Source organism: Saprospiraceae bacterium (assembly GCA_016717265.1).
GTDB lineage: Bacteria > Bacteroidota > Bacteroidia > Chitinophagales > Saprospiraceae > Vicinibacter.
Genome location: JADKFX010000001.1, coordinates 390,115 through 407,167 on the forward strand (window position 1 = coordinate 390,115; position 17,053 = coordinate 407,167).

5 protein-coding genes are annotated in these 17,053 nt (G+C 36.7%); all 5 read right to left on the minus strand.

Features of this window, described 5'->3' with window-relative positions; translation table 11 throughout:
* Window positions 1–72: 72 nt before the first annotated feature.
* Window positions 73–5,415, minus strand: a complete 5,343-nt coding sequence (locus IPO86_01725) for a hypothetical protein (GenBank protein MBK9726815.1) — start codon at window positions 5,413–5,415, stop codon at window positions 73–75.
* A gap of 530 nt (window positions 5,416–5,945) precedes the next feature.
* Window positions 5,946–8,024: an HYR domain-containing protein gene (locus IPO86_01730; protein MBK9726816.1), complete on the minus strand. Its 2,079-nt coding sequence runs from the start codon at window positions 8,022–8,024 to the stop codon at window positions 5,946–5,948.
* 687 nt (window positions 8,025–8,711) lie between these two features.
* Window positions 8,712–11,396: a T9SS type A sorting domain-containing protein gene (locus IPO86_01735; GenBank protein MBK9726817.1), complete on the minus strand. Its 2,685-nt coding sequence runs from the start codon at window positions 11,394–11,396 to the stop codon at window positions 8,712–8,714.
* A 19-nt stretch (window positions 11,397–11,415) separates the two neighbouring features.
* The gene (locus IPO86_01740) at window positions 11,416–11,931 is read right to left on the minus strand and encodes a hypothetical protein (GenBank protein ID MBK9726818.1); all 516 of its coding nucleotides are present in this window, start codon (window positions 11,929–11,931) and stop codon (window positions 11,416–11,418) included.
* Window positions 11,932–12,575: 644 nt separating this feature from the next.
* Window positions 12,576–16,595, minus strand: a complete 4,020-nt coding sequence (locus IPO86_01745) for a M36 family metallopeptidase (GenBank protein MBK9726819.1) — start codon at window positions 16,593–16,595, stop codon at window positions 12,576–12,578.
* Window positions 16,596–17,053: the final 458 nt, after the last annotated feature.

Genomic DNA, 17,053 nt, shown 5'->3' on the forward strand with positions numbered 1-17,053 from the left:
TATCAATTTACAAAAAAAAACCTGACCATGTGAACATGATCAGGCAATAACACTGCATTTACTCAATCCTTATCAACGGATAAGAATTAATCTTTTTGTATCTGTAAAGTCTTCGGTATTCATTTGCATGTATAACATTCCGAATGTATTTAATTCTGTTTGCTTCAATTCAAATTCATGATAGCCTTTCGTGTAGTGCTTCGTTACCCGATGTATTACTTTTCCATTCATTTCGTAAAATATAAATTCTACTTCCTGTGCTTTTGATATCTCAAATCCTATGTTCGTAGATTCCTGAAACGGATTTGGTTTGTTCTGATATAATACGGTTGCTATTTCTCCTCCACTTCCATTGGATCCTCTACTCTGTAATGTTATCGGATGAATCTTAACTTCTGCATCATACCATTGTGCAGTTAGGATTTCCTCTTGCATCCGGATTTGATTCGTAAGTTTGATTTCTGCTTCCGATTTTACAACCAAGGTAAATAATGCTGTTTTCGGTGTTACTATTTTACCTTTGTTTTGTGTTACCGACATGACCACTTTGTTTCCATTGATTACATACTCATCGGCTGTAATTTCCAATTGTCCACTTTCTATACTTTCAATTTGTACTTTTTGTGCATCCAACTCAAAGGCCATTTGCATTCCTTCAAAACTCATCCCTTCCGTTGCATAGATCGCTATCCTTTGTGTATTGCTTGCTCCTAACATTTGCTCCTGATAATACAGGGGCATTTGATTGGCATTCCTACTGGTGCTGTTCTGCGCATTTCCTGCATCTACATCGATATTAATATCTCCCATCTTGATTCCATAAAAATCAGCATTCATTTGATTCCTATTAATCAAACTATAATTAATTGAATGTTCAAATCCACATGGGTTATCTGTTGGTACGATGCTATTCGTTGGTACAAATTTCCACGATGGACTTTGTGCAAACGCATTGATCTTTCCTAATATTAATCTTCTGATTTCTGATATATCCGCGGCTGTGATTGAACAGTTTGCATTTACATCGGCTGCCAAATATTTATACGGACTATCAAATGTTTGGATTCCTAATATATGTCTTTGGATTAATACGATATCATACGTACTTACACCATTTATAAAGCCCGTATTCTTTTCTGCTTGTATCGTATAATTCATTCCTGCCGTTAAGCTTGGAAATGTAAATACTCCATTCGCATCCGTATAGGTCGAATTCGTTCCTGCTGGTGTTTGTCTTTGCCAACTCACGATCGCATCTTTTACGGCTCCATTCGCAATCGTTACAATCTTACCTTGTACTGTCAGTCCGGTAGGACATACATGATTCGGATCCTGTATTTCTAAGGTCGCTTCGCAATAATCTGAATTGCCGGATGAATCCACTACATATACCCGCAATATATTCTTGCCAATATTCGAACAACTAAATAACATCGATGCTTCAAATCGTCCGTTTAACAAAAAGTAATAGTTCAATTTATCTTTCTGTGTACAATTGTCTTCACTATTCAAATTAAAATCTTTCGCCCAAATTTCAATACTTTGGGTACTTGGCATCACGGTCGTTACAATATGACCAATACAATAGGGCGTTGGCTTCTTTGCATCCCGTACGGTCAATAAAAATGAACACACCGATTCATTGTTGCAGGCATCCCGTACTCTGAATGTTATTTTATGGATTCCTACTGGATATATTCCCGATGCATTTTTTCCACTTCCACTATACGCTCCATCTACCGTCCCATTATTATTTATATCGACATCATGCGACCATACTAAATCTGTCGAATCCGTACAATCGTCTAGTGCAGATGCTACCAAACTTACCTGGCCTGAACATCCTGGACCAAATACATCCTCTGCTCGATCCAAACAACTCGTTTGAAATACTGGTGCTACTACATTGCTTATTTTAATTACCTGCGTCCACGTCCAATATCCTACTGGTGTTTTATCATTTGGATTATATACACACCAATCTATTACGATCCATTTTCTTAATATTTTTAAACATGCATCCGGATCTAAGGTAAATATTAAATCATCATAAGTCTGTATGATATTACTACATTTATCGGCTCCTGTTATCTCTGGTTTTCCAGTAATATCGGGTGTCAAATGCAGTTTACTCATACACGTTGTATTACTTAAATAATCCAGAGGCCATTTTACTTTTACATTATCCGGTGTATAATCATTGATCTGTATTATTTGTGTACAACTTGATACTAATCCTCCTGGATCTGTTGCTTCAAATCTTCTGTAGATTTTGCCCTGACCGCATTTCAAATCATACGTTACAAATTCTTTTATCGTCACCCCACAGCCATCGTATGCATATCCATCTATTTTGGCTCCGTTAAATGTTGCTTTAGGATCATTGATCACAATTGCTTTGCGATCGGCAGCATTGCTTCTTACCTTGCCAAATACATTTAAATCTGTATAATCATATTCACAGCTTACCGTAATATTCGGTGGACATACAATAATCGGTGCAAGTTTATCTTGTACTTCGATTTCTACCATACAGGTATTGTTATTGCCATGGATATCCCATACCCGCATCGATACCATTAAGGTCTTTCCAATATCTGCACAACAAAAATATACATAGGGACCCCACTGATCTGCATTCGATGTACCACAGGGTACTCCAAGATCCATTCGTCTGGCTTCATATCGATCAATGCCACAATTATCTAGCGAACCATCATCAAATGTTATTGCCGATACTTTTGCCGTACCATCTGAGGTCAGGGTCACTACGGTCTTTTGATCACATACTGGAATCGGTGGTACCTGATCTTCAACCAATACTTCGGTTGCACAGTCTGTATAATTTCCACATTCATCCGTTACCCGAAAAATTACCCAGCTTAATCCCAATGGCAAGCCACTGATACTATAAAACCCATTGCCTAAATAGACTATATTATTCGTATTTGCTCCATCTAAGGTCGCTGTATCCCCATTCCTTACTAATTTATAACCTACTTGTACCGTCGTCTTCGAACACTCTTCAATCACTGTTGGTGATGGTAATATTACTGAACCCGTACAACTCCAAATATCTGTACTGATCGTTACATTCTGACCACATGCTATGATCGGTCCCTTCTCATCGATTACTTTGATCACCTGATAATGCGTGATTACATTCTGACCTGATGGACGGCACCAATCAATATACGTCCATTTACGCAATACTTTAAATGTATATGGACATACTGGTAATAACTGATCTTCATACGTCAATGCAATTTTACAGACCCCCCAACTCGGATACACTGCTTCTCCGCCTGCTGTCGGTACCCCCGTATGTTGCGGACCAGGGATCGTATCAAAACAAATCTTAGACAGACTATCTCCTAAATGAAATATCGTATCGCGTGGCCATACAATATCTACCGCTGGATCGATCTTTTCAAAATATACACATTGATCACAGGTATCCGAATGATTCCCACTCGCATCCGTATAATAATAACTGATCGTCCGTTTTCCTGCCAGGATCGAATCGCATGGATATTTTACCGTCACATCACTTAATACATGACGCGTTACCGGCGAACAATTATCAATAACTACTGGACTAATCAATACATACTTAGTCCGATTACAAAATACGGTGTCATTTACCGGACATGTGAGTACCGGTGGTAATTTGTCTTCTACATAAATTGTGCCCCAACAAGAATTGTTGGTTATGGTATCTAAAACGGTTACTGTAATTAATTTTTTAATATAATTGTAAGTCACTGGATTTGGAATTTGTTTTCCATCCAGACTTAAATTTACTTTCATAGAATTTGTGCAAGCTCCATTCACCATCATATCTGGGCTAATCAATGCTTCGCAATCTTCATCTAAAGAAACATTTACAAGATTATTACATGCAATGGAACTTCCTAAAACCCGAATGCTAAAATTACAATCATAGGAATTTCCATGACAATCCGTAGCTTCATAATCAACATTATAAATACCGGGTCCAAGTGGATTATTTAAATCAGGACCTTGTGTTTGTGATAGAATAACAGAATCTGCGGTAAAACTAAAATTATAGATGATGAAGGTATCTTCCATTGACATATTCGTAGACCTTACATAAAAACACAATGGATCCATTCCATTACTATGAATTGATACAGAACCTAATGCAAGCGATGCGCCTGGTGGATCTGCTAAAATACTATCTTTTCCATTAAATATAATTCCTGCTTCATCTCTTCTAAATCCTCCAAATCCAATAGATGCCATCCAATCGAAGGTAAAAATACCAGGGCAGCTTGGTTGAATGCATGTGCTTAATACGGAAGTATCATTTCGATCATTTCCAGGAGTACCATTATTAATACCAACCATAATCAATGAATCTTTTCCCGGACTTAAATACACATATCCATCTGTACCTACAATTCCATCTCCATTTCCAACTTGTGCTTCTTCTGTCCTATTTATTCCATTGATTAAAGGATCTAAACCATTGTTAAATCCGGCAATATGCTGACATGGATCGTTGATAATTGGAATTAAATAATCTAATAAGATATCGCAATTTGCAGGATCATTAATTGCAACTGTAATATTATCTGGACAGCTAATTACAGCTCTTGGATCTTGCAAAAGTACATGTGCAATAAAACTACAAATGGAAGTATTCCCAGCACAATCTGAAGCTATGTATTCAACTTGATAATCTCCTGGTGCTACTTCATCTCCAGGTTTAGGACCTTTGGTTTGAAAAACATTAATAGCATCAGGAGAAAAAATAAAATCCCGAATCGTTATACTATCGACTCCTTGTGTATTATCAGATTGCACTTCTAAGCAAAACCGATCGCCTTCTTGAATAAGTGTAGACGCAAAAATTCCTTCGGAGATTGCACCATTTCCAGTTGTAAGACTAGCATTTACATTTGCACCGTGAACCATATGTGTTATGGTCAATCGCACCCGGTCATTTGCAAATCCATCACCATTATTCATTCGTGCACGCCAATTAAAGCTTAGTTGCCCTGAACAGGTTGCATAAAAGCAAACATTAAAAACATTATTTCCATTTCCAGGAGTGCCATTTGTAGTACCTACAATCGTTAATGAATCTGTGCCGTGAAGAATTAGCTGACCATTAGATCCATTTCCCATGCCTTCATGAAAACTAAAGAAGTTTACTGCAGAAATTGCATTTGTTGTAGTACAATTATCAGGATCGGCAAAAGGGTTTGGCCAAAATACTGTGGTGGCACATTCATTTGGAAGGACCGTAAATGTCAGGTCTGACGGACAGTTATTAATAACCGGCGCTATGATATCCGGGTTGCAATAAATTTGAGCTTTTGATATTTCTGGCCTTAGTGAAAGGCTTACAGTTAATACCATGAAGCCCAGTAAGGTAGATTTACTCACGGGTTTTTTTTTCTATAGAGCAATAAGCTTGCCAAATTATTATGAGGTGGTGAAGCTGGCTTTTAATGAAACGCCAAGATTTTGCAAAACATAGCTAATTATAATCTGCAACGATTGCATGAAGAATTGAATTTAAGTAAAGGTTTTTGACAATTCAAAAAACTTCAGCTATAAAAAATGCTATACTAGAATTGTATAAAATGGAGATCGAAAAGTTATTTCTCAAAAAAAAATTAAAAAATTATTTCTATGCTAAAGGCTTACCCTTTTTTGTGGTCAACTAAAAAACAGCTTATCTTAAAGGTTAAACAATAAAAATATCAAATAATTCAAAGCTTAATAGAACCACGTTATAAGGTTTAATACTAAAACTAAAAAGCAAACTAGAATTGGAAGAAATTAAATAATATCACAATGATTTTACTTGTTTCATTTTTTTCAAAAAAAAATGGGGCCATTTACTGCCCCATTTTAAGAATTTAATCATTCATTTTTTGAATGAAAAAACAGCATTCAAAAAAATAAGAATATTAGTTTTGGATCATGAGCTGTTGTGTTTTTTGTTTTGTGCTATTTGCAACACGAACTAAATAAACACCCATACGAACTTGTAAAGTTTTTAAATCCAACTCAATATTATTTTGATCAGCTGTAAGTTTTACTCTAAAAATTAATTTACCATATAAATCGATCATCATAATTTCTTTATCCGTTCTTTCGAAGCCTTGAATTTTTACATCTGCAAAATCAGTAGCAGGATTTGGCATAATTTGCAAATCAGATGGTAATTCTTCTAAACCTTCTAAATTAGTTTGAACATCTGAAATCTGATGTTCTTCACCGATAAGATTGTTTCCACCACCAAGAGTATGGAACCAACCATTTATTTCTGTAGAAGTTTGACCTGGGCCACATTTTGTACGAATTTGGTAATGATAAAAACTTCCACTTAATAAACCTGTAAAATTATGTTCTAAGGCAGGTCCTGTTTTATTTGCCCAACTCGTCCAGGGAGACCAAACTCCAGGAGATAATTCATATCGATTTCTCAATTCGTATAATCCACCTGTTGAACAGGTTGCAGATTGTGCTTTCCATTTAATTTTAGCTGAATTTGTAGTAGTATCTCTGTGATAAACCTGGATAGGATATTTACAGGTAAATGCTAAAACATTTACATTAAAACTGCAAGTAGTGGTATTGCCATTTACATCTGTAGCTTTATAAGTATTCACGGTTGTACCTACAGGATATGAAACTCCTGAAGCGAAACCAGCGGTTTGCATTATGGTAGCACCAGGATCATTGTCAACTGCACAAAGTGCAGGATAATTAACGATGGCTGTGCATACATTGGCTGCAGCAGTAACTGTAATATCCTGACAATCTGTTTGTCCGCATCCGACTACTAAAACTGCAACAGGGTTAGAAGCATTTCTAGAATAGCTTGGAATTCCAAATTGATTACATGAAAACCACCAGGTAGCTGTTGGGTTTATATAATAGACACCAGGATTAGAAGGTGCTGTAAAATTTATGGAATGTGCGCCACCAGAACCGCCTGTGGTACTAAATAAACAAGATGAAAAAACAGTTCCAATCCCATCATTCATACCTACATAATGTTGTGTAATGCAGCCACAACAACCTCCACAACCTCCATTCACAGAAGTACTTCGGTTAAATGAAAGATTAACAGCAGCACCAGGATTTACGACTGCATAATTTGTACCCGTTCCAGCAAGATTGATTGCACTAAATATAGATGTCCTACCGAGTGCATCATATGATTTTGGATTTGGAGCACAAATAACAATATTAGGATTTCCACCAATTACTGTAACTGTTTGGTTACAAGTTGCAGTTGCACCATTAAAATCTGTAACCGTCCACTTTACGATAGTGACACCATTTGGATATGAATTTGGAGCATTGTTTACAATAGATAGAATATTACAGTTTGGAGTTACCGTTGGAACTCCTAAATTTACCTGTCCTGAAGAAATTTCACAGGTTCCAGGGTTTGCATTAACAACTACATTTGCAGGACAACTAATCATTAAAGCATTACTGCACAAGATCGTTGGAGCTGTTGAACCACTAATGGTAACCGTGTAGGTACCACTTCCACATAACCAGGAATCCAATTGAAGGCCATATTGTGTAGTCACACTAGCATTAAATGAATAATTATAGCCGTTAGATCCAGCACCATTCTGGCTCAACAGGGTTAATGTTCCATTTCCTGAGTAATCACAAAGATTTACACAACCATCTGTAGATCGATAGTTCCACATTGTGCTTCCACCTGACCAATTGGTAGTGACCATGACATTAATGATATCTCCAGCATTTGCATTAAAAATAAACCAAACATGGTCTGCACTATTATCCGTATAAGAACCACTAAAGGTCCCCATGCCTGAATGATCATAATCTGATACCGGTGCTTGTGTATGGCAGGCTTTTACCTGGCTTGGTAGATTTAAAACTAGCAAGAACAGCATGAAGCCTAAAAACTTCATTGGTGAATGGAACTTACTGAATAGAGCAACATTAGTTTTCTTGCAGCTTTCTTGGGATCCTAGAGTAGAAATTTGGTTTTTCATTTAATAAAATTTTGAGTTTGAATTGAAAATTAAGCTTTTAATAAGTATAATCGTACTACCTATTTATAATTCTTTGATGCATAGTGCATTATATTATAAGTTTTAATCACTAATCGTTTTTGGGAAAACAAGAAATCCTTCCAGATTGTATCGATATATTGGTACCAACCATCTTTTTAATATAAAAATCTCTAAATTAAATGGTTTTCAAAATAATTGTCCAAATGTAGAAATTTTTAATATCATATGCAAGTTTTTTTTCAATTGTCTTTAGGAGTAATTTGTTGTTTTTCGCTTAATAAAAATGGAGTGGGTTTATTCTAGAATTGTTCGCCGCATGCTTTTGTTGAGATTCATCGAGGATATTGGATTTCTAAAATTATTGATATTGAGGCATGAATCGAGATCCATTCTTCATTTACATTGCCCGTTGGCTTCATTTTACAAGATTGAAATTAAGATAGAATTTACCACCATTAAAAAAGGGTTTACTCAAGCGAGAAACAATAAGTTCAAGCATAAAATTTACAAAAAACCAAACTAAAAAGATATATTTTTTGCCATTGTAGAATCCAAGATTTTAGCCTTTCTTAAATAAAAAATGGGGCCATTTCCAGCCCCATTTTTTAATACTTATACTTAAATATTTTAAGAATAATATACGATTTTAAACTATTACAGAAAGCGCTACCTTTCTATTATTAACTGCTCAGTTTTTTGATTTTTACCATCAGATACCCGGATTAAATACACCCCGTTATGAACTTTCAAGGTTTTTAAATCCAATCCCAGATTATTCTGATCTGCTGTAACCCGCACTCTAAAAACCAATCTTCCATTCAAATCATACATTGCCACTTCTTTATTGGATTTCTCAAATCCCTGAATGTATAATTCTGTAAAATCATTTGCAGGATTTGGAGCTAGGATTAATTTTAAAGGAAACTTTTCGAAGTCCTCAAGATCTGGTTGAAGGGATTCGAAACGTCCATTTTCAGCAATTAAATCCGGATTATCTTTTCTCAATGGCAAAGGTAAGGTGTGGAACCATCCATTGATTTCTGTAGAATTGGTATTACCACATATAGTACGAATTTGATAATGATAAAATCTACCAGCTCCTAAACCTGTAAAATTATGTTCCAATGCTGGTCCGGTTTTAAATACCCATGCTGTCCATGGTGACCAAACACCGGGAGATAATTCATATCTATTGCGCAACTCGTATAATCCTCCAGTTGCACAAGCTCCAGACTGTGCTTTCCATTTAATTTTTGCAGCGTTGGTTGTAGTATCCCGATGGTATACTTGAATCGGATAAAGACATCCTGTAATTGTTACAGTGAAACTGCAAGTTGCTTCACTACAGCCATTATTTGCTTTAAGGTTAACTGTAGTCGTCCCTACTGAAAAAGCCGAACCACTTCCATTACCACTTCCACTACCGGTAGTTGCACCACTAAATGCATAGGTAATGGTCGGTGTTGGATTTCCGGATGATGAACTTGTATATGTGACAATTTTAGTACAGCTACCTGGCGTTTTAGCCATCGTTATATTTGAAGGACAACTTATCGTTGCATTACCTGGGAAGGAAATAATCACTAAACCATTACCAAGTCTAACACCAGAAGTCGTGGTACCACTTGTAACTCCCCCTAAATAACTTGAACCACCGCCTGCGCCACCACCTGCTACTCCAGATCCAGAGGATGCTCCACCACCGCCGCCGCCGCCATAATAACCACCGCCGCCGCCGCCGCCTGCAACATCATAATCTCCATTAGCTCCAATTCCTCCTATACCTAAAGCACCCATAGCACCAGAGTTTCCACCACCATCACCGGTTCCACCTACTCCACCGGCAGCTCCTGATGCTCCTTTGCCATTATTAACTCCACTTCCATTATAAGAAAACCCACAATCATAGGCTACTGCTCCGTTTGTACCATTTAATCCTCCGGCTCCGCCGCCGCCGCCGCCGCATCCACAAGGCTGACAGCTTCCATTGCAATAATCTCTGCCCGAACCTCCACCACCGGCTCCAACAATTACCCGATCCGTTAACGCTGTACCTCCCAGTCTAATATCTGAAGCTCCTCCTCCTCCACCTGCTGGTCCACCAAAACAACTACTTCCAGCATTACTATTACCACCTTTTCCGCCTCCATTGAAACCACCTGAACCATTTGTATTTCCAACACCACCAACATAAATATTTAATACTTGTCCTGGTGTCACCGCCAACTTACCCTTTGAATATCCTCCTAAACCGCCGGTTGCATTCGTAGTCAGCCGATCTAATGCGTTTGCACCTTCAGCACCCCAGACTTCAACATCCACACTAGTTACTCCAGATGGCACTACCCAGGTTTGTAATCCATTCGTAAAATTAAATGTTGCAGCAGTACTTGAACATTCTTTTACAACCTCATAAACCGTATTGGTAATCCGATCAACAAAATAAAGACTGATACCCGATCCCGAAGATGCTTTTCCAGAATAGATATCCGTAATACCTGATCCACCACTAATGAAAACGGTACTTGCGCCACCACTACCGCCAGTTAAAATAATTTTATCATTACCACTACCTCCATTATTAATGGTCGTATAAACATCTCCATTTAAAGGATCAACTGTTCCTAAAGAATATTGACAGCCTGTCATTATGGAAAATATATCTGTAGTACCTGTCCAGGATAAGCTTGGATAAGGAGTACCATTTACATGTCCTGCCGTACTAATTGCATAATTATTTTGTCCTCCACAATCAGTATAAACCACATAATCACCATTCGGAAGAATTCCAAAACCATCTCCATGGTTTCCATTAGGAACAGGTGCTGTAACATTACCCAAATAGACCGGTCCTCCGGCAGTAACCCAAATAAAATCAAACATCGATTCATATCCAATGATCAGCCTACCCGCGGCATCAAAATTTAAACTATGACGTGGAGAACCTAAAACAATACCACTTGAAAAAAGGCTAGAAGTTCCGGTTGTAGGATCAATACTATAAACTGTATTTGTATTACTATTATGCGTGTAAATCTTACCATCTGGACCCCAAGCCATTTTTACTGCTTGAAAATAACCAAAAGGGTAATTTGCAATAAACGTAACGACTCCGGCAGGTGTAATTTTATACAAATTAAAATTATTTCCAGTAAAACCTGAAACTCCTGCAACAAAAACATTCGCTGTTACCGGATCTACAATAACGCCAAAAAGTGTCTGTCCTGCTAAAAGTCCACCAGTAGCTACTACCCGAATCGTATTTCCAGGAGGGGCAACAGGGGCAGCGAAGCTAAACTGTAATGAAACAGATGCAACTATTAATATAAATATTTGAAGTAATTTTTTCATTATTTTATTTTTTAAAAAATTAGAAAGTAGCTACGACATATAAATTCGCCGCATCATAATTTGTTGGTAACACAATTTTTAAGGCACCCGCTGAGCAATCGCCTTTGAGCTCTTGTGATTTTAATAAAGCCACATTCAGCTCTTTAGAAAAACGGAGTCCACTTTTTATATCGATTACATCTAATTTAAATTTTGCACTTCGGCTTATTGTTTTCTTATTTAAAATTTTCAAACTTATTTGGTTGACATTGTTGCATTTTGCAACACTGTATGAAACAACCAATTCCAGATTGCTATCATAAATTTTTTGCCAGTCCTTAATGGTTGTGCCATTGCCTGAAGGCTGTGTTTGTGCAAATGATTGTTGATTGATAAAGGCTACCATTGAAAATACAAGCAGCAAAAGTGCTGATTTGATAGCTGGAATTCTGTTGGTTACCAACCAGGAACCGCCAGATTTTTGATTGCGGTTCTTTACAGGGAGAATTTTGACCAGTTGTTTTGCAAGCCGCTGGTCTGAAATTACGTTTTTCATTGAATAAAATTTTGAGTTTTTTGAATTAAAAGCTTGATAAATATAAAAAATTATGACAATTTAATGTATTGTAGTTTAATCATTTAGATCAAAAATTTGATCATACTATGCATTCGTCAGGAATTTGGGAATCCAATTTATAAGAATCTATTTGTAAGCGTATTAATTAAAGATTGCTCATAAAAAAACTTAAACAAGCTTTAACATAATATTTTCAAAAGTAGTCATTTCTAAGAATGTATTCAAATTAAATTGATATAATAAAATTATAAACTTAAAACATTGATAATCTGATAACTATAATGATATTACCACTTGGACTGAAATAGGACGTCCATTTTGCAATGCTTCCAATAATTTCAAATGATTTTCAATAAAAGCAAGCCTTTCAAGCTAGATTCTGACAAGCTTAATTATTAGATTGGACGAATTTTGAAATCACCGTATCTGGCTGGAGTTTCTTAATATATGGACTTATCATATCAATCCAAAAAGCTTAAAATTGGAATACTAACAATGATATTAATTTATTGCTTTTAAGATTCTTATATAAAAAAATGGGGCCATTTACAGCCCCATTTTTTTATTAATTGTTCTTAAATATTTTAAGAATAATATACGTTTTTAAAACGCTTTATTCCGTTCTATCTTTCTATAATTAACTGCTCCGTTTTTTGATTATTACCATCTGAAACGCGAATTAAATACAATCCGTTATAAACTTTTAATCGCTCTAAATCTAATCCTAAATTATTTTGATTAGCACTTATGCGCACCCGGAAAACCAATCTTCCATTAAGATCAAACATCATCACTTCCTTGCTCGTTTTTTCAAATCCCTGAATATACAATTCTGTAAAATCAAATGCAGGATTTGGTGCAAGTTGTAATTTTATTGGAAGTTTTTCTAAACCATCAACTTCTGGTTGAGCTTCTTCAAAACGTCCATTTTCATCTGCTATATCCGTATTCTCTTTTCGCAATGGTAAAGGCAAGGTATGGAACCAACCATTGATATCTGAAGATGTTTGACCAGGGCCACAAATTGTATGAATTTGGTAATGATAAAATCTACCAGCACCTAAACCTGTAAAATTATGTTCGAGAATGGCTGTGTTTTTATTTACCCATGCTGTCCAAGGTGACCAAACTCCAGGAGATAATTCATATCGATTTCTCAATTCATAAAGTCCTCCTGTAGCACAAGTACCCGACTGCGCTTTCCATTTTATTTTAGCAGTGGATGTAGTTGTATCCCGGTGATAAACTTGTATTGGATATTTACATGTTGACGCAAGTACATTAATACTAAAAGTACAGGTCGTCATTTTACCGGATGCATCGGTTGCTTTAAATGTATTCATCGTTTTACCAACTGGATATGAAACACCGGATGCTAATCCTGCCGTTTGAGCAATAGTAGAACCTGCTGTTTCATCAGACGGACAATAACTTGGATAACTTACAATAACATTACAAACATTTGGAGCTGCAGTTACTGTAATATCCTGACAATCTGTTTGTCCACAACCTACAACTAACACTGCAATTGCTTGCGCTGCCGCTCTGGAGTAAGTTGGTACGCCAAACTGATTACAAGAAAACCACCAACTAGCAACAGGATTTATATAATAAATTCCCGGTGTTGAAGGTGCTGTAAAGTTTATGACATGACTTGCTGATGAGTTTCCTGTTGTACTAAACAAACAACTAGAAAACACGGTGCCCACACCATCATTCATACCTAAATAATGCTGTGTTATACATCCACAACAACCACCACAATCAGCGTTTCGTGTCGTATTTCTATTGAAAGTTAAACTTACTGCTGCACCCGGTTTTACAGTAGCATTGCTTGTACCAGTACCCGCAAGATTGATCGAACTAAATACAGAAGTTCTGCCTAATGCATTATAAATACTTGGATTGGCAGCACAAACACCTATAGAAGGCGGACCGTCTACAGAAACATTAAATGTGCAAGAAGCTGTATTTCCATTTAAGTCAGTTGCAGTAGCTGTTACCAGCGTATTTCCAATTTCTGAACAGCTGAATGTAGATTTAGATAAGCTAACAAATACAGAGTCACAATTATCACTTGATGTAGTAATGCCTCTCATGACTTCATCAAGGATAGCATATTTCCATGCGTAACCTGCAGAAATATTATTTCCAGCATCAATATAAGTTTGCATACCAACGATCACTTGTCCGTTTGGTGCTAATTGCTCAGCTTGAAGTGATCCACCAACACCACCAGCAATAGGCATAACAGTATTTGTAGAGTTTGGACTTAAAGCAAGTATGGAAGCAAGGGTTTTCGATCTACCGATCAAGCCATCTACTGCACAACCAATATAATTCCGGAAGCCTACTAATGCTTCCCCTGGATTTGCCATGACTGTAATATTAGAGGTTCCAGTAGCAGTCCCATTATAACAAGTTACGCTGGTAGCTGCACCAAAACTTCCATCTGGATTTACTGCGCGACAATGCAATCTGAATCTGCTATTTACATTTCCTCCATAACCATTTCCATAATCAGATTCATAACCCACAGCTACAGAACCTGCAGGACAATTACACATTGGGCCTGCGGTTGCTGGATTAGGACATACTCCCGGTGCAATGCTTTTCGTTTGAGGAGCTAATTCTTTTGGAGTTGGTGCTTTCGGCAATAAGGTAATGGAAGAACCTCCATACATAATCGTTACATCACGACAAACAATAATAGGTGGTGTCACTTCGGTACAACAAGCTGGTAAATCAAATGCTTCTGTGCCATCGGCAACGCTATTACTGCTTCCCTGAATTGCACTTACGCCCAAGCCTCTTTTTGCAAAAGCTTTCCAAATGATACATTTATTCATACCACCATATAAGGCGTCATCAGCAGCTAGGATTGCATTTCTTCCATCTACGAAACCAGGATTACAGGGTTGTATAGCCATTCCAAGGTTCACTAAATTCATAGCTTCATCAAATCCAGTAGTTGATCCGTGAGCAACTACTAATCCATTTACTAATTCCCATAACATGGTACACCAAACATAACCTACACCATGAGGTATTGCTGAAGTCTTAATCGTATTATAAGTAGACGGGTTAACACCCATGTTTGTAGAATATTTTGTAGGACGAATTCCAGTACCATTCGTTGGCTGATTTAATACATAGGTTCCAATGCCCCGATCACTTGCGGATCCAGTCCAGGTAGTCATTAAACCATAATAATCACTCCAACCTTCACCCATTTGTTCAGCGTTACCTAAACAACCGACACCAGTAAAGCGATTTGAAATACCATGTGCATATTCATGTGCAATAACACCATTATCAAAATCTCCATCTTTTAAAGGTGAAGCTGTTGTCCATAAAAACATTTGCATTCTTGGTCTTTGTCCATCTACAGGTGTAAAAAAATTTGCATTATTACTACCTCCACCATCTTGAGCTTCAGCTCTTACATCATCATTACCGATTCCACCGCGTCCATAATTATTTACCTGGAAATTTCCATTTGCCTCATCAAAACCATATTTGTAGGCAAAATCATGGATATAACTATTCCAATAAAATAAATTAGTCACAGCAGCTGGTACATAGGTATTGGGTTGTTGACTTAAGTCCACAGGAAAATCAAATACTAAACCTGCACCACCATCTGGTTCAGAACCAGCATCCGGAACATTATCTGCATTTACATCTGTATATGCATGGACATTATTTCCTCTCGTAATTGTATATTCTGGACCGGCAGCACCATTGGTATCATGCCATCCGAAAGGAGAAGCCACTAAATCATTCGGATCAGAAACTAAGGTTCTGCCACCATGATTCGGACTTTCAATAGGCTCCTTATATACTCGGTATTGGCTCAAAGGAGCAGCCATAAAAGCTGCTGAATGAGTAGCCTCTTGTTTATGCCCAATATGACTTTTATGTGTCTCAACCCCTTTACACGGAGCATCAAAATTGCAATGTAATACTAAATTGTTTTTATTTAGAATTGCACCCGTGATTGCATCTATTCTGGTAATCCAATTATTCTGAGCATTGCGTTCATAAATGTTTACTTCCCAGGATAAATGAATGCTACCATCTTCCATAGGCTGCCATATAAGTCTTACGGGTATGTTTTCTAATGAAAGTGTACCTTTATCATAAACTACTTCTTTCGCAGCACCCCCTTTGTTTTCCATCATTTTAAGGGTTCCAACAATTGGGTAACCATGATGTTGGGCTACTTTTGTCACAGCATTCCCTTGATTTAAAACCGGTACTGAACTTCCCACTTTAGATTCTGCCCTTTCACAAAAACGATTCGCCCAGCTTACCACTTGATTTCCTTTAATGTGTACGCTTAATACGGCATTATAAATTGGTATTCCAAGGTAATTTTGCTGAAAATACACATTTGTTAAATCTGCTTTCTTAAAATAAGTTTGTCGTAAAATGGTAGCTTCGGAAATATCCTTTGGTGTAAGCTTTAATTCAGTTGCTTTCTCTGATAAAAATTTACGCGCAATATCCACTTTGGTCTGAGCATGAATAAAATTCAAGGAAAATAATAGCAATATCAAAATGCAGTAAACATTCCGACCATGCCAGTAATTCGAATGAAACATCTTTACCAGATGCTTAAAGGTAGCTTTACAATTCATAAATAATTTATTAGTTAATTGAAATTAATAGACTTACACAGCTTGATTATAGAGCCTTATTTATACATATAAGAATTCTATTACCAGATCGGTTGATTTGAGGATCCGTAAAACTAAACCAATTGGTAAGAAGGAAAAAATTTTATCATATATATTTTTTACATATATATGTATTCTGTTATATATGAACTATTTTTGATATTTTCCTATATACTTTGGAACTTTGTTTACTGTTTAAACTTTCAAGAGCCGATCAATCTTAAATCCCTTTTCAATTGCTTAAAAACAATTGCTGAATGTTTACATTACTATTTGGTAAAACTGCCAAATGGTAGTGAGGCTATTGAAATGTTGGCCAATATTAATAATAACTTCATTTTAGGCGTAGCTTTTTGCTATCACAGTATTTCAAATAGTATTTACAAGCCCTCCGGTTTTATTTTAAAATGACCCAGTAT

Excerpts from the sequence above, each read along its gene's own strand:
- IPO86_01735 (MBK9726817.1), bottom strand. The coding sequence starts at position 11,396 with ATGAAAAAATTACTTCAAATATTTATATTAATAGTTGCATCTGTTTCA.
- IPO86_01740 (MBK9726818.1), bottom strand. The coding sequence starts at position 11,931 with ATGAAAAACGTAATTTCAGACCAGCGGCTTGCAAAACAACTGGTCAAA.
- IPO86_01730 (MBK9726816.1), bottom strand. The coding sequence starts at position 8,024 with ATGAAAAACCAAATTTCTACTCTAGGATCCCAAGAAAGCTGCAAGAAA.
- IPO86_01745 (MBK9726819.1), bottom strand. The coding sequence starts at position 16,595 with ATGAATTGTAAAGCTACCTTTAAGCATCTGGTAAAGATGTTTCATTCG.